This window comes from Mesotoga sp. Brook.08.YT.4.2.5.2. (assembly GCF_003351125.1).
Taxonomy (GTDB): Bacteria; Thermotogota; Thermotogae; order Petrotogales; family Kosmotogaceae; genus Mesotoga.
This window is the reverse complement of the sequence record NZ_JPGZ01000032.1, coordinates 13,243-32,364: the sequence shown is the minus strand read 5'-3', so window position 1 is coordinate 32,364 and position 19,122 is coordinate 13,243. Positions and strand designations below refer to the sequence as shown.

The window sequence follows — 19,122 nt, the reverse complement described above, 5'->3', positions numbered from 1 at the left end:
GATTCGTATGGCTAAAAAGGTAGCGATATTGCTTGTCGTTTCGTTGATTTCGTCGGCGATGCTTCTTGCCGGGACTCTGTCCGGTTACCTCACGGAACGGATGGGCTGGACATACATCGCGAGCGGAAGCGATGTCGAAATGAGTATTTATCCACCGGAAGGAGTCAGCGCACTCGCAGATGAGCGTATTTTCTATGGACAGATCAGAATCGGGGATTCAACTGTCAACATAGCAATCATGAACGTCGAGCCTCCGATCCTCTGGATCGACAGCGATTACGACGGCTGTTTCCTAAACAACATTCCTATAAAGGGACAATATAGAGGGACCGTTATAAATGAAAGCCGCGCCTATAAATTCAGTCAACAGTTAAGGGTAGAATATCTTTCCAACGGGAATTCATCTTACATGACCCAGGATCTTGAAATTCACGCGATCCTTCCAAAAAAGGAAGGCGTCGAAGTCGACTACTTGCTCATGAGTAGAAGAGAAGGTTTGCTGGAAGTCGACGGAGAGCTGATCGAAATCGCCCTGTTTCCTACCGCGCCCGATGGCCTGGCCGATAAGATAGACGAAGTCTTCATCGGAATAGATCTGAACAGAGATGGAACCATAGACATGGTTCATAAGAATCACGAGCTTTTCGAAGCGACCAGCGTCATAAGAATCAACGACAAGAACTACAGAGTAAGCGAGATCAGCAGGGATGGCAGAAAAGTCACATTCGAGCAGGTCGATGAAGATGCCCAGAACAGGCCTCTGTTGAAAAAGGGTTCGATCGCACCTCTGTTCGAAGCCAGAGACGTATTTGGAGAGACCTTCTCTATGAGCGATTATCTCGGAAATCCCATCATTGTAGTCGTGACTTCGAAGACACCGCTTGAAGTCTTCACCGGCGGATTTCCATGCGCTACAGGTGATTGCGAAGATACCGGCAGAGAAGAGAAGAGACTTAGAAGCCTTTTGAGTGAACTTGTCGCATGGAACGAATACTCCGCAAAACCGGAAGTTGAGCTCATATGGCTTTATTCCGGCGACGAAATCACTTCTGCAGACTCTCCTGACGAATACTCCTGGTTGCACCTGATAGCCGATAAATCGGCGGTGGAGCTTTACAGCACCCCGTTGTCGAACGGCATGTACCTGATCTCGAAGGACGGTACGATCGAGTATCTTGACGATTATGTCCTTCAGGCGGGCGATGGTTCGATTCCCATATATCCGGTGTTCAGAATTCCCACTTTCGGTATTTCCAGTTACGTTTGGTTCAGAGAATTCGTTTTCGGCAAGTGATTCATGCCTGTTCATTCAGCAGAGAATGTTCGAAAGAACTCTGTCTCCCTTACTAGTTTTTTTGGATGTTACGGATGCAAGAGCAAAGAGCATACTTTCAAATTGGTGTTCATAGTGTAGATAAAGAGTGCTAAATCACTTTGCTCGTTTCAGGTCGGATGAATTCGCATTTGGTTTTGGGTAAGCAACGATATATCATTGATTTGCAAAGGATGTCCCCGCGTCCTGTTGCAAGTTGGTTCCAGACCCGAGTAACAGGGAGCCAACCTCCCTCCTGAAGAATTTTCCACCCCGAGGGCCGCCGATAGCGGCCCTTTTGTTGAAATGATCCTATTTACATGCTAGAATAATTCTCGTTGGGCGACGTAGCCAAGGGGTCAAAGGCGGAGGTCTGCAAAATCTCTACTCAAGGGTTCAAATCCCTTCGTCGCCTCCAGGAGAGGGCAGCAACGCCCTCTCTCTTTCTATTTCTCTAGCGATTCTCCCGAATACTTGCTCTCTATTCTCAGGAGTTAGCTCTATACTTCTTATTCCCATAGATGACTTAAGGTGACCGATAAATGAGAAGTCGCCCTTTCTAAGAACACACAAGCAATGCCTCGCTCTTCTGAGGGCAGAGACAACCGCTTGCTGAAACTCGGGGGAGTCTTCCTCAAGAAAACCTATCTCATCCATTATCAGGAGATGATCGGATGGAATCTCAATAGCTCCAAGAAGTTTTACAGCAGATGAGAACCCTTCGTCCACCATCTTTAATCGCCCGTTATCTCGAGAACCTATGAGAAATGAATTGCCATTGAAAAAACTAATGGAAAGGTCAACAAGATCCTCGTCAAAGCGTGTCTCAAACCCTGTGAACTTGGCCAAGGCCTTAACTCTTTCTACAAGATAACTCTTTCCTGAATTTCTCTCTCCTGTTATGAAAAACTTCATAGGAATTCCCCCAACATTATCAACGAAGACTTACGAAGGCATCAACTGCTACAACTTATGCCTCCATAATACTCTGTCTCCAACACGCATTAGTATACCTTAATGACTAGGTTCATAAACTCCATGCCTAATAAGCTTCAGAAGATCTTCTGTGTCTTATTTGTGAAGTGTGGTTCGCTTCTTCAATCGAGAAACAAATATGGATAGTTAAGACGAATGAGGAGACACGCCAGTTCTGTTAGGGAAACCCTATCCGTACTGAATGCAAAGGATATGCTAAATGCATCAAGATGGGGTAAAATAGTCGTTGAAGAGCGTCTCGCCGTTCTGGAAGTAGTTTCTCAATGTGCGGTTCTTAGTGGCTGAGAATAGGAAAGAAATCTCTTCGATTCAGGTTTCGAAACTACTTTCTGTAACAGAATCACTTCTAGCAGATGAGCATCTTTGGCGAAGCTACACTAACGATCAACATGGAGTTCTCCTGGAGGTAGAGATGAAGGTTCTGCTTTATTCCGAAGGCAAAAAGCTATTCAGCAAGTCGGGCGTGGGAATGGCTCTCAAACACCAGATGTCTGCTCTTGACAAGGTTGGCGTTGAGTACACAACGAATGAGGAAGACCGTTTTGATGTCGTTCACATCAACACGATCGGACCGGGAGCAGAGAGAGTTCTCAAGAAAGCAAAGAAAGCTCATATTCCCGTCATTTATCATACTCACACGACTTATGAGGATTTCAGAAACTCGTTCACTCTTTCAAATGTCATTGCTCCCTGGCTTAAAAAGAGGTTGATAAAGCTTTACTCATCGGCGGATTTTCTTATTTCCCCAACTGAGTATGCTAAGAAACTCATAATGAACTACGGCATAAATCTGCCGATTAAAGCCGTGTCCAACGGTGTTGACAACAAGAAGTTCAGCAGAAACAAGGCTTTGGCCGAGAAATTCCTGTCAGACAATGAAATTCGAAAACCATTGGTTGTGTCGGTGGGCCTTCCCTTCGAGAGAAAGGGCGTCATAGATTTCTGTCAGATCGCGGAGGCAAGGAAAGACCTTACCTTCTTCTGGTTTGGAGCTAAGATCAGCAGTCTATTACCCGCAAAGATAAGACGGCTTCTGAGAAATCCCCCGGACAATGTGAAGTTCCCTGGTTTTGTTCCTCAAGAGATGATTATTGGCCCTTACTCGGCCTGTGACGTGTTTCTATTTCCAAGCTACGAGGAAACTGAAGGCATCGTAGTCCTCGAAGCGCTCTCAACTGAAGCACCGATAGTACTTAGAGACATCCCGGTCTACAGCGACTGGATGAAGCACAGTGAGAACTGTCTGAAAGCCAAGAGCAATGAAGAATTCATGCGGCAGATCGATATATTGCTTGAGAGCAATAGTGTTAGGAAGAAGATTACATCTTGTGGGAAGGAGACCGCTCTTGAGAGGGATCTTTCGATTATCGGCCAGAAACTGAAGAGTATCTATCTTGAGGTACTTGACAAGAGACCATGAAGAGAACCACAAGGAACTTTTTGATCGCTATCTCGTTGAGCGTTCTGATTATAGTAATTGTCCTACTTGCTACCGACTTCAACAAATCGATCTCTTATCTTGCAAGTGCCAATCCCGGATGGCTCTTTCTTACTTTTTGTCTGACAGTTGGCACTTGGTTCTTTGAAGCAGTAACCCTTAAGACTTTTGCTTTGATGAGGAGCCTGACAATCCCTTTGACTTATCTTTTCAAGATCACGGTTATTGGAACCTTCTTCAATGGGATCACGCCCTTCTCCTCGGGAGGACAGCCCGCACAGATAGTTTTTATGCAAAGAAAGGGAATATCTGTTGGCGAGTCAACAGCAATGTTGGTCTCAAGGTTTCTGATTTACCAGTCAGTAATTACTGTTCTTGGAGCTGCTGCAATCATTAAGGCTTATCCCATAGTTGTGGGAAGGATTTCCAACTTGGCCGTTCTGTCGATTTTCGGTTTCGTACTCAACAGCTTTGTTTTTGCATTCTTGATTCTATTCTCCTTAAACCCAGGGTTCACGGAAAAGCTAATTCGCTTGATGATCAACTTGCTGAGCAGAATAAGGATCATAAAGGATAGAGATTCGATGATAGAGAAGGCTCTTAGAGAACTGCGTTTCTTCCACTCTTCAATGAAGTGTCTTATAGAAAGACCTGTTACACTTGTCATGGCATCATTGAGTACGCTGGCTCAGCTGATCTGCATGATATCAATTCCGTTTTTTGTTTCACTTTCGATCGGTACTCCCGTCAACTACCTTGAGATCACTTCCGTCCAACTGATACTCTTTCTTGTTGTCTCGCTTATTCCTACCCCGGGAGCAAGCGGTGTTTCTGAAGGCGGTTATGTTCTCTTCTTCAAATCCTTCTTTGGCGATGGGATAGGAGCCGCACTGCTTATTTGGAGATTCTTCAGCTACTACGCCAACATCATTTTCGGTGGAATGCTTTCGGCACACGAAATTGGGTTCAAATCTAAATCTCGTTTCTAATCACTCTCTGGTAAAGATTCAGCGTTCTCTCGACATTCGCTTCCGCTGAGAAGTCTTTAGAAATCTCAACAGAGCGCTTCGACATTCTCTCCATGAGGTCTCTATCTGTAAGCAGCTCAATCGCCGCAGTAGACAACTCTTCTTTTGAGGGGCACATAAACCCGTTCTCTCCATCTAGAACCATATTTGCAATGCTGTCATCCTTGAAGGCCACTACCGGCAGGCCGGATGCCATTGCTTCAAGCGTAACCAAGCCAAAGGTCTCCGTGTGAGAGGCAATCATGAACGCATCACTGCTCTTGTAGGCTAACGTAATCTCATCCGGCCACTTCAAGAAACCTGTGAAGTGAACCCTCTTGCCAACACCCAAGTTTCCTGCAAGTTCCTTCAGTTTGCCCTTTAGAGGTCCGTCTCCAACTAGCAGTAGATGGGAATCCGGCAGAGCTGTGTTGATCCTGGTGAAGTTCTCGATGAGTTTGTCTATACTCTTTTCTTCTCCCAGTCTGCCGACGAAGATCAGAACCTTCTCGTTCTCGCCGATCTTGTACTTGTTCCTAAACGATCTGATTTCATCAATATCGACTTCTTTCATGAAAGGAGCCAGGTCAACGCCATTTGGAATTACCTCTATATGAGACGAAACGCCGTAAGAGAGCAGCAGCTTCTTTATCTTGATCGAAGGTGCGATGACGGCTCTGTTCTTGTCGCAAAACCTTCTATCCTGACCTCTTATATATACTCTCAGAATAGGCTCCATAAAAGGGATATAGTGGACATACTCTTCCATCATCGTGTGATAGGTCGTGACAGCAGGAATGTGAAGATTGGAAATCACCATACCAGACAGATATCCTACTATGAGAGACGTATGAGAGTGGACGATGTCTATGTCGAGGCTCTTCACAATCTGAATGAGTTCTTTGAAGTTAGTTGGAAGGCCAATTCTATGTTGCTTCTCCCATGGAAATCTCAGTGAAGGGACACGGTAAACGTTCTCCTGAATGCCGGCCTCGGGGTGATCCACTGTGAAAATGTAGACATTGTGTCCTCTTTTCTGAAGATTTTCCTCAAGCATTCTGATCATGGTTACCACTCCGTTAACCTGAGGAGAATAAGTATCACTGAACATCGCTATGTTCATCATATGCCTCCAAACGTCTTGACACCAGTTGCCTTCTGCTTTATAATCTTTACTGTCTTGGGAGATCGTCCAATTGGTAGGACAGCGGACTCTGGATCCGCCGATGGAGGTTCGAGTCCTCCTCTCCCAGCCAGGGGCCGTGAGGCCCTATTTTTTTGCACTGGCAACTGCAAAGAAAACAATATCTTTTACTCCCCCTTCTCTAAGAACTCTAGCACATTGGCTGGCAGTTGCGCCAGAAGTAACAACGTCATCGAAAAGAATCACCGAATCGCATGACGGCTTCTTCTTGAGACGGAACTTGTCCTTCACATTATCAATTCTATCCTTCATTTTGAGAGTAGATTGAGGTACAGTCTTTCCCGATATTGAGAGTATGTTCTCAATCCTTATTTCCACCTTTCGGGAGAGAAATCGCAGTATTCCCAAGTTTGTGTCATAACCTCTCTTTACGAAAGCTTGAAGCGATGTTGGTACCGGAACAACAACGTTCGTTGCCGGGAGAAACGTATTCATCATCTCGAAGGTCATATTTGAAAAGAGATGGGCTATACCCGGTCTGTCTTCGAACTTGTAAGCGTGAATCAGCTCCCTCATCGGGCTTTCGTACTTCCAGTAAGAGAAGGCTGAATCAATGTATGGAAGTTCAAGTGGGGCCATAATCGGACCATCCATCGAGTTTAAGCACTCGAAGCAAAGGTAATGACCTGGATCTATTTCCTTCTCGCAGGCGAGACAAGAGTTGGGAAAGAAGTGAGAGATGATAGACCTGATCATTAGATCCATCTCTCCCTCTTAAGCTTTCTTAGTTCTCTTAAGATCTTGCTGCTGCTTTCAGCCTGAATGTCTACTCCGGGAGGAAGAGAAGCCTGCAATTTCCTAGAGTAAGCTCTTCTAGAATCGATTATCCTTTTGTCCAGCACAATCACAACCCCATGGTCACCCCTGGTTCTTATAAGTCTGCCGAGTCCCTGTCGGAAGGCCGTTATCATCTTTGGATAATAATACTTGTTCATACCTTCTACGAAACTCCTCTTCCCGTAATGTTTTATTCTAGCCTCAATTAGCGGTTCATCCGGTCTTTCAAAGGGGAGCTTGTATACAATCAGGAGTTTGAGCTGTTCACCAGGAAGATCTACACCCTCCCAGAATGCTCTGGCTCCGAATATCACGGACTTCTCTGAATTTACGTGGTCTGCAAGAATGGTTGTCGGACTGTCCTCCCTATCTTGAATGTGAATCACCATATCTCCAAGTCCGCCGGAGATTCTGGAAAGAGTCCCTTTCATGTCTTCGTAAGAAGTGAAAAGCACCATTGAACCACCACCTACTATCTTCAAGGCTTTGAGCGTTATATCCGCCGCACTTTCGAGATAGATTAGCGAATTCGGAAGATAGTCGGGCAGATCGGCCGGGACGAAGAACTTCAGCTGCTGCGTATAATCAAATGAAGTTCCGAGCCTAACCGCTTCATTGTTACTGCTTGTTCCAAGTATTCTCCTGGCGTAATTGAAGCCATCGCTACCCCTGCTGTAAACCCACAGAGTCGCAGAGATGAAAATCTTGACGCTTACATCGGGGAAGATCGATGCCATCAAGGTATCGTTTTCCACAGGTGAGGAAATTATGCTGAGGCTATCGAGGCGCCTTTCAAATCGGCTTACATAAACAACCCTCGACTCCTGAGAAGAAGTGATTCCCGCTATCTGTTTCATCCATTCCCTTGTTTCAGTGAGAATCCTGCTTACTTCAGCTTCTAAACCATCTATCTTTTCATTTCTTTCCTCTACATCATCCAGCATCTGCATCGTCTGGGTACCAATATATACGTGTGTCTGAAGAGTATCGGAAATTGCTGCGAGCATAGATATTATCGCTTCGAGTTCTCTTCCTGTGAATGTAGTTCGGTTTTCGGATTCAGAACTGCCTGTAACCTTGACAAGCTCTGTGATCTGTTTGTCCAGACTAGCGGTTGCCTCTTTGAGCTTTGTCCACAGTCTTCTCAAAAAATCCTCGTCAAAGTGCCTCTTCAGAAATCCAAAGGAATTCCTAACTGCCTTTATGAGTCTTCTCACAGTACCGGCCAGCTCGTACGGCTGAAAGCGGTAGCTCATGGCCTGTGTCAATGAAGCCTCGAGCTCATGTGCCTCATCCACAACGAGATATTTGAATCCCGGGAGAAGAGTTCCGATATCTTCTCGCTCTTCGGCGTCTCCGTCGGAAAGTCTTATGTTTGCTTCGCTAAAGAGGAAGGAGTGATTCGTGATAACTATGTCGGAGCATTTCGCGTTTTCTCTCTGGACGTAATAAGGACAGATCTCGAAGAAAGGGCAGAGTCGTCTCGTGCAGTCGAATCTGTTTCCAGAAATCATTCTTCTCATCTCTTCTTTCAACGGAAGCGTGTCGAGATCTCCCTCGCAAGTTATCATAGACCAGATGAGTATTCCTGAAAGTTCCTTTGACATCTCTTCATCCAACATCTTGTTGAGAGCGAGGGTCACGACCTCAAAAAGCTTTCTGACACAAAGATATCTTTCTCTCCCCTTCATTACCGAAACACGCAGATCATCAAGGTTAGGAAAGGTCCTCAGCACCTCCACATCTTTCTTAAAGAGCTGATCTTGAAGGATTCTTGTTCTTGTAGAGACAACTGCCTGATTCATAGTCGAGATACAGGCGTATGCAATCGGTGCCAGGTATGCTATACTCTTTCCGGTTCCAGTACCGACCTCGATCATAAGATTGCCGTCTCTTTCAATTGACTCTGCGATTTCAAGAGCCGTCATGAACTGCTCTTGTCTGAATTCGTATCCCTTCATTGAATCCTGTAGGAGCCCACCCTCACTGAAAACCAGTTTTACGGTCTTCTGAAGATTGATCCTGGGATTGCCCCTTTCTCTTCTTTCATTCCTCTTGAGAGCGGAAAGCACATAATCCTCCCACGGATCTAGAAACTCGCTTTCCCTAAGTGCAAGAAGAAGGAAGTTCCTCAGCCCACCGTTCTCTACGGTCTTCTCAACTATCGATGAGAGCCCTGCTGGCATTTTCTCAAGAGTCTTTCTGTACTGAAGAATCCGAGTCCCGAGATCCTTAGACTCCGACTGAAAAAGAAAGCTTCTCAGATATCCTTCATCGATAGCTATCTTCTGGAGATACTCACTGTCCAACGACCCATCCACAAAAAGACAGTCTTCACCTCTCTCCGAAAAGAACGAAGGAAGATCTTCGATATTCATTGAGACGAATGGAGAGTTCTGAGAAATCCGTCTCAAGCTAATTCTTGTTTTTGCGTTCCGTTTGAAAATATTACCTAGCAGAATCTCTCCCAAGAAGCACCTCAAAAGAAAAAACCGGGCTATGAACCCGGTTCAGTGGTGCCGAGGGCGGGACTTGAACCCGCATAGGCTAAACTGCCCACATGGACCTCAACCATGCGTGTCTGCCAATTCCACCACCTCGGCAACGTCACACGTCAGAAATTATAACTTGACCGGATTCCTTTGTCAAGAAGCAAAGTGCGAGAATGGTTTATATAAGCATATCAAAACCGAGTTTGGACAGTTCTTCCTGAATTATATATCTGTCAACGATTGCATTCTCGTATTCAACTTCTACCACTCCGCTGGCAACATCTGCCTGAGCCTTAACTATGCCGTCGAGCGACCTTAGTCTCGCAACTATTCTAGCAGCACCATCTTCAGTGATCTCGTTTCTGATCTGAAATAACCTCATTACCCTGGGCATTTTTATCCCCCCAAAATCATCCCTTCGTGAATTAACCGACCACTTACAGCATCCTTGGGTCTCATCGGTTTCTTCCCGGGTAACTGCACTAACGATATAATAACATTTCCAGTGCCACAGCTAATAACCATTCCGCGGTCATCAATTTCCACAATTTCGCCGATTCTACGGCCTTTCCCATAGAAGTCAATTACTGAAGCCCCATACAACTTTATCGGTTTACCTTCAAGCTCTGCTCTTGCTCCCGGACGGGGGTCGTAAGCTCTTATCTTATTCACTACCCTCACAGGATCAGAGAAATCTGTGATGACGAGATCCGAAGATTGGATTTTAGGTGCGTTCGAAAACTCTCCTTGCTGTGGAGAAAGCTTCAGCTTTCCCTCGTTTACGATTCTCAAAAAGTCCAGCAATGTTTCTGTACCAAGCTTTTCAAGCTTCGTGTAAAGCGTTCCTAAAGTGTCCGACGATTCTATTTCGATTTCTCTTTTGAGAGCAATCTCACCAGTATCCATTCCTTCATCAATCTTGAATATCGTTATTCCCGTCTTTGTCTCTCCACTTTCTATTGCTCGCTGAATCGGGGCTGCACCTCTATATTTGGGCAGAAGAGAAGCATGAACGTTGAAACAACCGATGGTTGGAAGGTTTATAACACCCGACTTAAGAAGTTTTCCAAATGCCACAACAACGATAATATCTGGAGATAGCTCCAAAAGTTTTTCGAACCCTTCATCAGAATTGATCTTTTCAGGCTGAAAAACTGGTATTCCGTAGCTAGTGGCGACTGTCTTCACCGGGGTGGGTTCTACTCTCCGCCCTCTCCCCTTAGGCCTGTCAGGCTGTGAAAAGACTCCTGCCACGTTGTTCCCCGATTCTACAATCGCCTTGAGATGAGCAGCCGCAAATTCGGGAGTTCCCATGAATACGATCTTCATTTTATCTTATGCTTTCCTTAATTATCTGATTCAATTTTGGTTTCAGCACCGCTCTTTTTGATGAGGAAAGATAATCGACGAATAGCACTCCTTCAAGATGATCGCTCTCGTGCTGCACTATTCTCGCAGGATAGTCCGTCAAATCCTCTTCGTGGTGCCGGCCATATTCATCCTGATAATGTATTCGAACTGCAGACGGCCTGATGATATCGGCGTAAATTCCGGGTATGCTGAGGCAACCCTCTTCCATCCTTACTGTCTCATCACTCTTGGAAATAATCTCTGGATTAATTACTACCCTCAACCCGTCTCCGGGGTCGTAAACAAAAATCCTCCGGGACACAGCCACTTGCGGTGCTGCGAGGCCCACGCCGTCCTCAACGTACATCGTCTTGCTCAACTCTTTCACGAACGCTTTGAGATCATCGTCGAAAACTTCGACACTCTCGGAAACATTTCGAAGTATGGGGTTTCCTATATAAATCACTTTCATTCCGACCACCCTTCCGAAATCTCCTTCAGTTCCTCAAAATACTCTTTATCGGTCATAATGGCATGGAGAGGGGTTATCGATACGAAGTTGGATTTAACTGCGTTGAAATCACAATCAGTAGAACATTCATCTTCGACTACCTCTCCGAATATCCAGTAGTAGTTGTTCCCATAAGGATCCTTTCTCTTTTCGAAATAATCCTTGTATCTTCTTCTGCTCTGTCTGGTCACTTTCCAACCCTTCAGTTCCTCGTACTTGACTGAAGGAACATTTATATTTAGAGCCGTGAAGTCCGGCATCTTACTGACATCGTAGATTTTGAGAAAATTGACCATGAATCTGGCTGCGGTTTCATACTCGGGATTACTCCAGTCACTGCTTGAGACCGCAATCGATGGGGTATCAGTCACTGCGCCCTCTAGAGCACCTGAGACTGTTCCAGAATAAAGAACATCTATTCCCATATTCTGCCCTTTGTTCACCCCGCTTATCACAAGATCTATCTTCCTATCCGAAATCGCAAGTAATCCGAGCTTAACGCAATCAGCCGGAGTACCATTAATTGCATAGCCGATGTTCTTATTACCGACTTTGACTTCCTTGGCCCACAGCGGAGTTCTGATTGTTATTGCGTGTCCAGTCGCGCTTCTTTCGACATCGGGTGCAACTACAAGGACTTCATGCTCTTCAGAAAGCGTTTCGGCAAGCAAAATAATCCCGGGCGACATGATTCCATCATCGTTTGTAACGAGGATATTCAATATTCGTGCCTCCTTTCACCTATTCATACAAATCATCTTGTATACTTATTTTACATTATGCATCTAGACTTTTCTTTTTTACTCAAGGAGAGAAATATGAATCTTACAGAGCTGATGGACTGCATTCCACACTTGCGAGAAATCCTCCACATCGTTAGGGAAGCCTTTGAAGACTACGATGACCCTGCTCATGATATTTCCCACACTTTCAGGGTAACGGAGAATGCGAGCGAAATTGCTTCTCGGGAGAGGTGTGACCTTCAAAAGGCAGTCATCGCCGCACTCCTTCATGACATTAAGCGGCCTCAAGAAGCTCTAACCGGCATCGATCATGCAGAATCCGGCGCGGAATATGCTTTAGGACTTCTACCGACCATGGAATTCAACTTTTCGTTTATCTCGGAAGTCTCGCAGGCGATTAGATCGCACAGATACTCCGGCGGTTTAACACCTACCAGTGTGACGGGAAAGATCCTCCAGGATGCGGACAGACTAGACGCTATAGGTGCAGTGGCCATAGCAAGGGTCTTTGCCTATTCCGGAAAGGTCGGAACTCCTCTTCACTCTCTCCAATTCGGTCCGTGCAACTCTTATAGCGGCAATTCGCGTAGTTCTATCAATCATTTTCACGAGAAGATACTTAAGATAAGACCGGAAACTTTCTGGACGGGAACTGCAAGAAAAATGGCTGAGGACCGCTACAGTTTCGTTGTGGAGTTTGTGAAGAGGTTCCTAGCAGAATGGGGACAAATCTAAACCTCAGTACCTAATTTCGAAGTTATTGAACGGCTTGAATGGGAGCTCTTCAATTTCTGTCTTTGTAATGCTGGCATAGGATGGACCCCTATCTATTCTTTCAACGAAAGCATCGATTTCCTCATCACATCCGGAACAAACGATCTCCACACTTCCATCGGGCTCGTTCCTCACAAAACCCGTCACCCCAAGAGACGTGGCGGTGTGAAGGGCAAAGTACCTGAAACCAACGCCCTGCACACGCCCAAAGACTCTTATCCTGAGAGTTTTCTTACAGGCCAAGCTCTTCACCTACAAGAACGATCGTGTAGCGCCATGGTCTTCTTCTCGAATCGATTATTATCGAGTACGTTTCACATATTCTTTCTTCGCTGCTGCAGTCGGAGCAAAATCCGGTTGTCACGCAGGGAGTATGCAAGTTCAGCCTCTTTGCATTCATCGGTGCTATCGACTTGATCCTCTTGATGCCTGCATCCAGATCGTTCACGACTTTATTAATTCCGGCGACAAAAATCACCTTCTCGGGGCCGAACGTTACTGCAGCGGCCCTGTTGCCGCTCCCATCCAGCAGTAGAATCTCTCCATTCTCTGTTATGGCATTCGCGCTACATAGATAATAGTCGGACTCAAATGCCTTGATCATGATCTCCCTTTTCTCTCTATCTTCGGAAACCGAGTCTCTGTCAAGAAATTCATATTTCCCCGACCTCAACAAATCCATTACTCCAGACTCCTGAAGTGTCACCGATCCGCCTGAACTAACGGTAGCTCCATCGGGAATCAGCTTATGAACTTCTTCGACCACCATTTCTATATCTGGGAGGTAAATCACCCTCACGGATTTGCTTTCAAAGACTTCTATGAGTTTCTGCGCCAGTTTTTCATTCTTCCATCGTCTAAGACTGTTCCTCATCACGAACTCCTTTCTTTGAGAGAAATCTGCCTTTAGTCAGCTCTCCGCAGTAATAATTCGAATTTCCTCTAGAATGTAATGATCTCGGCTCCACGCTCCACATATGGTGCCAGCGGAACGTGGTTCCTCATGTCCCCATTCAGGGGGAGACCCTCTTTCTCTACTATGTCAAGGACGCCCATCATTTTCGAACAACCATAACATACGGCCTTTATAAGGCCCCTTTTCTTCGCTTCAATGTAAATCTCATGAACAGGATCCTTTTCATGTGTAATCTCTTTCATGAGACGGGGAGATTCTCCCTCCATTACGACAGATACGGCAAATCCCTTTTCCGACATGTCAAGTGCATTCAGCAAAGCATGAAGAAAACAAGATTTCTTCCCTTCAAAAGCCAATATCAGTACTTCATGTGCCATTCATCCACCTCCAAGCAGTTTGTTAAGCTTCATCGCAAAGGCCAGATCGCCCGATACCCTTAAACTTCCAGTCATGAAAGCTGTCAGAGGATTCACAACTCCTTCAATCAGTCCTTCAAAGGTCGCGAAATCTGTGCGTATTGAGCAATCCGAAGGTCGTTCTTCTTCAAAAACCTCTAGCCTGCCATCGCAGATCTCGACAGTGAATCTCTGTGGATCACCTCCTTCGATAAAGAACGAGAATTTTCCAGTAATCTCCGAAAGCATCTCAGCTTCCAATCCCTTGATCTTCTCAATAGCTTTCCTGACTGTCATCAATCTACCTCCTCGCTTCTGCTTTACATACAAAGTCTAACATTTTGTTGTACAATGAGATCGAAATTTCCTATAAATGGAGGCGCTGCTTTGAGAAAACGATTCTTTCGCTATTTCGATTCAGTAATCAAAATGGAAGTTGAAAGAGAGGGAAAGACGAAGTTCGAAACTGATTCGGTGTTGACGGCGCCTGCAGAAGAACTGGACAGCGACGTGGCAAATCATCTCTTCCAAGGGTTGAGGCTGCACGGGCTAGAAGGATCCTCATCGCAGGACTTCAACGAGATGGAGATTGTAGAAACGACAGATGGATTCAGTATTAAAATCGAACTACATGACGACCAGGCAGTTCTTGGACTCGGACAATCGATCGGCCCTCTCAACAAAAGGGGCGCAGTTTATGAGATGTACAATACCGATGAACCTGATCATTCTCCCTCAAAGAAAAGGCTTTACTCAACGCTTCCAGTATTCTATATAGCTTCAGCCAGGAGACAGATCGGCTTCTTTCTAGATCACCCGGGATACTCCAGATTCGACGTAGGCTTCGAAACGCGAGACAGGCTGAAAATCGATATAGAAGGTGATGGTTTTAGTCTTTTCATGTTCTTTGAGAGCCCACATGAGACTATAAGAGACTTATTCAGACTAACCGGGAACCCTTTGTTCTTACCCGCCTGGGCTTTGGGTTATCATCAGTCAAGATGGTCGTATGGAGATGAGAAATCCGTTATTGAAATCGCGGAAAATCTCAGGAACAAAAAGATACCATGCGACGCAATACATCTGGATATTGACTACATGGACAGTTATAAGGTATTCACTTGGGATGAGAATAGCTTCCCCAATCCGTCGTCAATGATAGAACGACTATCTAATATGGGCATTAAGATCATTTCAATAGTAGATCCGGGTGTTAAGGCAGTTGAAAACTACGACATCTATGAGGATGGCCTCAAGGGTGACTTCTTCTGCAAGAAGGAAGATGGTACTCCCTTTAGACCTGCAGTCTGGCCTGGAGAATCCAGACTCCCGGACTTCCTGAACTCTGCTACGAGAAATTGGTGGGGAGAACATTATGACAGGCTCTTGAAGGACGGAGTCTCTGGCTTCTGGAACGACATGAATGAGCCCTCGATTTTCTACACACCTGAATTGCTCAAAGAGCTACAACAGCTTGCAACCGAAATAGATGACAATGGAATTGAAACGGAATTCCTTTTTGCGAGGATTGCCTCAAAGAAGAAGTACTACGACTACGGGAAGGATTTTGTTCAGACTGATGATAATGGGATCGCTCACTTGCATAGAAAGGTCCGAAACATCTATGGGTTCAATATGGCTCGAGCAGCATTCGAGGGAATAAGGAAAAGCAGGCCCGATTCAAGACCCTTCATTATCACTAGATCGTCATATCCCGGCATTCAAAGATACGCGATCCTTTGGACGGGCGATAACGAGAGTAGTTGGGAACAGCTGCTAAGCGAAATCAGGCTAATCCAATCCATTTCGCTTGCAGGAGTAAGCTTTGTTGGTTGCGATGTGGGCGGCTTTGGCGGCGATTGTAGCGGAGAGCTGCTTGTACGATGGACTCAACTGGGGGCCTTTCTTCCCTTCTTCAGGAATCACAGTGCCATTGGAACGAGGAGACAGGAACCTTGGGCCTTCGACAGCGAGGTGGAGAGGCTTATTAAGAAGGCAATAGAGCTTCGTTACTCATTGCTTCCCTATTTCTACACAATTCATAAGCAGTCAGCCGACGGAAAAATGACAATGATTAGACCCCTCCCGATTGTCTGGCCCAAAGACAGGGAAACTTATAACGCCGACGATCAGTTCATGATAGGTCCGTCTATCATGGTTGCTCCCATTTACCAGAGGAATTCAAAGGGTAGGCACGTTTATCTTCCAGAAGGAGAATGGCTAGATCTTAACACGAAGAGAGCATTCGCTTCAGGCCATGTCTGGACAGAGGCTCCTTTAGATACCATTCCCTATTTCTTGAAGGAGGACTCCATGGTCGTTACCACCTGCAGCTCTCAATTTGTTGAGAGCGGATCCTGGGGAGATCTTCGAATCATAGGTTTTGTTAAGAATTATGCGGAGTTTGAACTGTATGAAGACGACGGAATTAGCAACGCTCACGAAACCGGCGAATATTCTTTGAAGAAAATAGTTGTGCGCAGTTGTACAGATGGAATTAGAATTGAAGTTCTACCCAAAACAGGTAGCTTCAAATGCAGAGAGAGATCATTGACATTCGAAGTTCACAACGGAGAAAGGCTGTACGCTGTGAGCGTGCAGGATTCTCCTGAGGGTTGTGAAGTTTTAGTAAAGTAGTGCGAAATCTATGTAGGGCAGGAGTCTCATGCTTTCAAGCATGATTCCTGCTTTTATTTCAATTGGGTAAGCTGCGTAAAGGTAGACCGTCTCAAACTTATATATAGCCAGTCTCCAGGAAAAGCTCCTTCCTATCAACGTATCGATCTTCGCTCCAATTCCTTCCTCAGAAAGGTGAACAAGATTAATAAGATTGAACCCTCTCCTCGAAATAGTGTAGTCAGACGAGATTGAAAGGCCAACGACTATGTTGGAATCGTCCCTGAAATCCCATAGCTCAACCGGTACTAGAGATGGATCTTCTCCGAAAGTTACCCTAGAAAAGATAGCTGAATCTAATGCAAATCCGTTTTTCTTCCAGTCAAAATCGACTCTTATCCCCACGTCCACAAGATTTGAAGTTGCCGTCTGCGTATCCCTAACGGCGATATTCGTCTTCAGTGATGCCTGACCCCCGTAAAGCACAGATGAATCCTGAAGAACAACGTTAATTGATCCCGAGACTTGCAGGGGATAATTGAGCTCGGCCTTCCAGCCGAAAGCAAGTTTGGGATTAATGACATACTGACGATAAGCCTCCAAAGAAGCTTCGACATTGAGATCCGAAAACTCGAACGAAAGGGTGAAATCAACGGGCGTGTAGTCAATACTACACAGTTCGAGGTGGAGGCTCGGAAGCATTGTTCCAAAGTCGAAAGATCCACCGGCAATCAGATGGTTGTGAAATGTAAGATCGGAAAAAAGCAAAGACAGACCCTTGTAAGGAATGGGAGACACAAATCTCCAACTTGTGAAACCTTCGTATTTCTCGCCTTCTAATGGCTCAGGAACTCGCATCTCAACAGTCGTTTCTTTGAGCTTGAACTCAGTGGTCTTTGATTCAACTGAGTACAACAACTTGTTTCCCTTGACCTGACCGACAGCCACAATTCCTTCTCTTGTTCTGGCAGGATCTCTGACGTACCTGGGAAAGGTGGCAAGACTTGTCATCTCGCCTTCAGATGTGACAAGATAAACACTGCTGCCAAATCCGTTCTCTACCGAAATAAGAAATCCGCCTGAAGTCCAGCTTCCAAGTGAGAAGTCCTTATCGATTTTGTACATTAAAGGGGCATCGAAACCCGATGAGTAGAATGCAATATACTTGTTTCCGCGCATATTGACTCTGAACGCTACGAGCGCACCATCTTGAGATGCTCTGACGCTAGTGATCTGCATTTCCGGGTCTATTGCCGCGAAAATCGTCGTCACCCTTTCATTTCGAAGTGAGAGGATTTCCACAGACATAGTCCCCAAACTATTCCTCAGAATTGCTAGACGATCTTTTCCGGCGAAATCGATTCCGACAAGGTGGGAGTATTTCGTTCGCTCAAGCCTTCCTTCCCTGAAGAAGTAAAGCCTTGTTTCGGAGACTTCCTTCTCAAAAAGCAACAATGCAATTTCATTCTCAAAAACAGCGAAATCAATGATCTCCATGCTGGTTCTGAGAATTTCGGTGTCTTCCCTATATAGCGTGTAGTATCTTTGCTCTCTATCAAACCCAATATAATACAGTCTATTCGCGTAGGTCTTTGATCTGTAGTGACTGACAAATTCCCCGATATCCGAAGAGAGTCTATGGATCGATGGAGTCTCTACTCCTTTCCACTTTTCCGATTCAAAATCGATAAACTCCGCCTTTAGCTCCTGATAGCTTTTACCATATACTCTCTCAAAAGAAAAATCAATTCCTGCAAATCCAAGAATCCCCGACTTTATCCTGACCAATTCCTGAATGCTTTCAAAGCCATAGGTCTCATATAGAAATGTCAGGAACGCATAGCCGTAATTGTAATAGGCCTCTCCCCCGATGCCGCTGTGACCGGATACTACGGTCTCCTCGAGAAAGGGGTCCTCTCTGTCAAGTTGATCCCAAAGAAAAGGTAAGCGTCTGTAATCGTACTCATAAAGGTCTCCAATAAGTTCGCTCCCTAACTGCGCAAAGCCTTCGGTGAACCACATGGGCTGAAGGGCGTTAGGAAGGTAAAGTCTTGAGAAATAGTTTCTCAGAAAGTTTCCAACTTGAGTTGTTGCGGTAATCTGAAAAAGATGACTAAGTTCGTGAGTGATCACTTCTTCCAACCAGAAGCCGTCATTTCTGTAGGGATAGTCGAGACCGATCGTCATTATGTAGATTGATTCCATGACTGGATTTGCCAGACCGTTTGACCGATCCTCATAGCCTCCAATCAATATGGAGATCTTGTCTCTGAAAGGGTTCCCGAATAATTCACTCAAGCCAAGGAAGGTATTTTCTGCAATCTCTTCAATTTGGGAAACCGAACCGGCCACTTCGTTATGGTATATATAAACAAAGTGCTCTGATTCATGCTTCAACCAGTCCAGATCTCTGAATGAATATCCGCTTACGATGACCGAAATCAGCAGAACAAAAAACGGAATATATCTTCTGAACAAAACAACACCGCCTTCTTGAAAAGGAGATCACTACTATTATAGACTATGCAAAGGCGACAAGGCCCTAAGGTTGCCGGTTACTTCGTCGCAGTGCTATTATTGGTTGAGGTGCT

The 19,122-nt window shown here is 45.4% G+C and carries 18 protein-coding genes and 3 tRNA genes; 7 read left to right on the top strand and 14 right to left on the bottom strand.

Going from position 1 to position 19,122, the window contains the following annotated elements; all coding sequences use genetic code 11:
* Positions 1 to 7: 7 nt before the first annotated feature.
* Together Q502_RS08380 and Q502_RS08375 are read left to right on the top strand one after the other, a co-directional pair.
* Entirely contained in the window at positions 8 to 1,294 is a 1,287-nt protein-coding gene (locus Q502_RS08380; RefSeq protein WP_099830932.1) for a peroxiredoxin, read from the top strand.
* A gap of 359 nt (positions 1,295 to 1,653) precedes the next feature.
* Positions 1,654 to 1,730: transfer RNA gene (locus Q502_RS08375), tRNA-Cys, on the top strand.
* Here the strand turns inward: Q502_RS08375 and Q502_RS08370 are convergent.
* The gene (locus Q502_RS08370; RefSeq protein ID WP_099830931.1) at positions 1,709 to 2,227 is read right to left on the bottom strand and encodes a nucleoside-triphosphatase; all 519 of its coding nucleotides are present in this window, start codon (positions 2,225 to 2,227) and stop codon (positions 1,709 to 1,711) included. The genes Q502_RS08375 and Q502_RS08370 overlap by 22 nt on opposite strands.
* A gap of 493 nt (positions 2,228 to 2,720) precedes the next feature.
* Here Q502_RS08370 and Q502_RS08365 point away from each other — a divergent pair, with 493 nt between their 5' ends.
* Both Q502_RS08365 and Q502_RS08360 read left to right on the top strand, forming a co-directional pair.
* Positions 2,721 to 3,728: a glycosyltransferase gene (locus tag Q502_RS08365; protein ID WP_099830974.1), complete on the top strand. Its 1,008-nt coding sequence runs from the start codon at positions 2,721 to 2,723 to the stop codon at positions 3,726 to 3,728.
* Positions 3,725 to 4,735, top strand: a complete 1,011-nt coding sequence (locus tag Q502_RS08360) for a lysylphosphatidylglycerol synthase transmembrane domain-containing protein (protein ID WP_099830930.1) — start codon at positions 3,725 to 3,727, stop codon at positions 4,733 to 4,735. Before Q502_RS08365 ends, Q502_RS08360 begins: the two co-directional genes overlap by 4 nt.
* On the opposite strand, the gene Q502_RS08355 is transcribed toward Q502_RS08360, so the two are convergent.
* Positions 4,719 to 5,876 (bottom strand): glycosyltransferase family 4 protein, encoded by a 1,158-nt coding sequence (locus Q502_RS08355; RefSeq protein WP_099830929.1) that lies wholly within the window; start codon positions 5,874 to 5,876, stop codon positions 4,719 to 4,721. The two genes, Q502_RS08360 and Q502_RS08355, sit on opposite strands and share 17 nt — an antisense overlap.
* A 58-nt stretch (positions 5,877 to 5,934) precedes the next feature.
* On the opposite strand from Q502_RS08355, the gene Q502_RS08350 reads away from it, so the two are divergent.
* Positions 5,935 to 6,009, top strand: a tRNA-Gln gene (locus Q502_RS08350).
* 14 nt (positions 6,010 to 6,023) lie between these two features.
* On the opposite strand, the gene Q502_RS08345 is transcribed toward Q502_RS08350, so the two are convergent.
* From Q502_RS08345 to surE, 7 genes are all read right to left on the bottom strand, one after another.
* Positions 6,024 to 6,536, bottom strand: coding sequence for a ComF family protein (locus Q502_RS08345; RefSeq protein WP_243392445.1), 513 nt, complete (start codon positions 6,534 to 6,536; stop codon positions 6,024 to 6,026).
* Positions 6,537 to 6,652: 116 nt separating this feature from the next.
* Positions 6,653 to 9,205: an ATP-dependent DNA helicase gene (locus Q502_RS08340; protein WP_099830928.1), complete on the bottom strand. Its 2,553-nt coding sequence runs from the start codon at positions 9,203 to 9,205 to the stop codon at positions 6,653 to 6,655.
* A gap of 43 nt (positions 9,206 to 9,248) precedes the next feature.
* Positions 9,249 to 9,337, bottom strand: a tRNA-Leu gene (locus tag Q502_RS08335).
* A gap of 67 nt (positions 9,338 to 9,404) precedes the next feature.
* Positions 9,405 to 9,620: a heavy-metal-associated domain-containing protein gene (locus tag Q502_RS08330; protein WP_099830927.1), complete on the bottom strand. Its 216-nt coding sequence runs from the start codon at positions 9,618 to 9,620 to the stop codon at positions 9,405 to 9,407.
* A 2-nt stretch (positions 9,621 to 9,622) separates the two neighbouring features.
* Positions 9,623 to 10,555 (bottom strand): methionyl-tRNA formyltransferase, encoded by a 933-nt coding sequence (gene fmt / locus Q502_RS08325; protein ID WP_099830926.1) that lies wholly within the window; start codon positions 10,553 to 10,555, stop codon positions 9,623 to 9,625.
* A 1-nt stretch (position 10,556) separates the two neighbouring features.
* On the bottom strand, positions 10,557 to 11,048 hold the full coding sequence (def, locus tag Q502_RS08320; RefSeq protein ID WP_099830925.1) for a peptide deformylase: 492 nt from the start codon (positions 11,046 to 11,048) through the stop codon (positions 10,557 to 10,559).
* The gene (surE, locus tag Q502_RS08315) at positions 11,045 to 11,809 is read right to left on the bottom strand and encodes a 5'/3'-nucleotidase SurE (protein WP_099830924.1); all 765 of its coding nucleotides are present in this window, start codon (positions 11,807 to 11,809) and stop codon (positions 11,045 to 11,047) included. Before surE ends, def begins: the two co-directional genes overlap by 4 nt.
* 96 nt (positions 11,810 to 11,905) lie before the next feature.
* Here surE and Q502_RS08310 point away from each other — a divergent pair, with 96 nt between their 5' ends.
* Complete coding sequence (locus tag Q502_RS08310) at positions 11,906 to 12,565, top strand: HD domain-containing protein (protein WP_099830923.1); 660 nt, start codon at positions 11,906 to 11,908, stop codon at positions 12,563 to 12,565.
* A gap of 3 nt (positions 12,566 to 12,568) precedes the next feature.
* On the opposite strand, the gene Q502_RS08305 is transcribed toward Q502_RS08310, so the two are convergent.
* The 4 genes from Q502_RS08305 to Q502_RS08290 all read right to left on the bottom strand — a co-directional run bounded on the left by Q502_RS08305 (position 12,569) and on the right by Q502_RS08290 (position 14,212).
* Entirely contained in the window at positions 12,569 to 12,847 is a 279-nt protein-coding gene (locus Q502_RS08305; RefSeq protein ID WP_099830922.1) for an acylphosphatase, read from the bottom strand.
* Positions 12,837 to 13,478, bottom strand: coding sequence for a lactate utilization protein (locus Q502_RS08300; protein ID WP_099830921.1), 642 nt, complete (start codon positions 13,476 to 13,478; stop codon positions 12,837 to 12,839). The genes Q502_RS08305 and Q502_RS08300 overlap by 11 nt, the downstream gene beginning before the upstream one ends.
* A 68-nt stretch (positions 13,479 to 13,546) precedes the next feature.
* Positions 13,547 to 13,897 carry a hypothetical protein gene (locus Q502_RS08295; protein WP_099830920.1) on the bottom strand — a complete coding sequence of 117 codons (351 nt, stop codon included), beginning with the start codon at positions 13,895 to 13,897 and terminating at the stop codon, positions 13,547 to 13,549.
* Positions 13,898 to 14,212 carry an SCP2 sterol-binding domain-containing protein gene (locus Q502_RS08290; RefSeq protein ID WP_099830919.1) on the bottom strand — a complete coding sequence of 105 codons (315 nt, stop codon included), beginning with the start codon at positions 14,210 to 14,212 and terminating at the stop codon, positions 13,898 to 13,900. It abuts the gene before it with no gap.
* A gap of 90 nt (positions 14,213 to 14,302) precedes the next feature.
* On the opposite strand from Q502_RS08290, the gene Q502_RS08285 reads away from it, so the two are divergent.
* Positions 14,303 to 16,552, top strand: coding sequence for a TIM-barrel domain-containing protein (locus tag Q502_RS08285; protein ID WP_099830918.1), 2,250 nt, complete (start codon positions 14,303 to 14,305; stop codon positions 16,550 to 16,552).
* Here Q502_RS08285 and Q502_RS08280 read toward each other — a convergent pair.
* Positions 16,541 to 19,009, bottom strand: a complete 2,469-nt coding sequence (locus tag Q502_RS08280) for a hypothetical protein (protein ID WP_099830917.1) — start codon at positions 19,007 to 19,009, stop codon at positions 16,541 to 16,543. The genes Q502_RS08285 and Q502_RS08280 overlap by 12 nt on opposite strands.
* Positions 19,010 to 19,122 lie beyond the last annotated feature (113 nt).

What these genes read in the sequence shown, in the direction of transcription:
- Q502_RS08330 (WP_099830927.1), bottom strand. Translation starts at nt 9,620, where the DNA reads ATGCCCAGGGTAATGAGGTTATTTCAGATCAGAAACGAGATCACTGAA.
- fmt (WP_099830926.1), bottom strand. Translation starts at nt 10,555, where the DNA reads ATGAAGATCGTATTCATGGGAACTCCCGAATTTGCGGCTGCTCATCTC.
- Q502_RS08355 (WP_099830929.1), bottom strand. Translation starts at nt 5,876, where the DNA reads ATGAACATAGCGATGTTCAGTGATACTTATTCTCCTCAGGTTAACGGA.
- Q502_RS08300 (WP_099830921.1), bottom strand. Translation starts at nt 13,478, where the DNA reads ATGAGGAACAGTCTTAGACGATGGAAGAATGAAAAACTGGCGCAGAAA.
- Q502_RS08295 (WP_099830920.1), bottom strand. Translation starts at nt 13,897, where the DNA reads ATGGCACATGAAGTACTGATATTGGCTTTTGAAGGGAAGAAATCTTGT.
- Q502_RS08360 (WP_099830930.1), top strand. Translation starts at nt 3,725, where the DNA reads ATGAAGAGAACCACAAGGAACTTTTTGATCGCTATCTCGTTGAGCGTT.
- Q502_RS08345 (WP_243392445.1), bottom strand. Translation starts at nt 6,536, where the DNA reads ATGGCCCCACTTGAACTTCCATACATTGATTCAGCCTTCTCTTACTGG.
- Q502_RS08370 (WP_099830931.1), bottom strand. Translation starts at nt 2,227, where the DNA reads ATGAAGTTTTTCATAACAGGAGAGAGAAATTCAGGAAAGAGTTATCTT.
- def (WP_099830925.1), bottom strand. Translation starts at nt 11,048, where the DNA reads ATGAAAGTGATTTATATAGGAAACCCCATACTTCGAAATGTTTCCGAG.
- Q502_RS08310 (WP_099830923.1), top strand. Translation starts at nt 11,906, where the DNA reads ATGAATCTTACAGAGCTGATGGACTGCATTCCACACTTGCGAGAAATC.
- Q502_RS08380 (WP_099830932.1), top strand. Translation starts at nt 8, where the DNA reads ATGGCTAAAAAGGTAGCGATATTGCTTGTCGTTTCGTTGATTTCGTCG.
- Q502_RS08365 (WP_099830974.1), top strand. Translation starts at nt 2,721, where the DNA reads ATGAAGGTTCTGCTTTATTCCGAAGGCAAAAAGCTATTCAGCAAGTCG.
- Q502_RS08290 (WP_099830919.1), bottom strand. Translation starts at nt 14,212, where the DNA reads ATGACAGTCAGGAAAGCTATTGAGAAGATCAAGGGATTGGAAGCTGAG.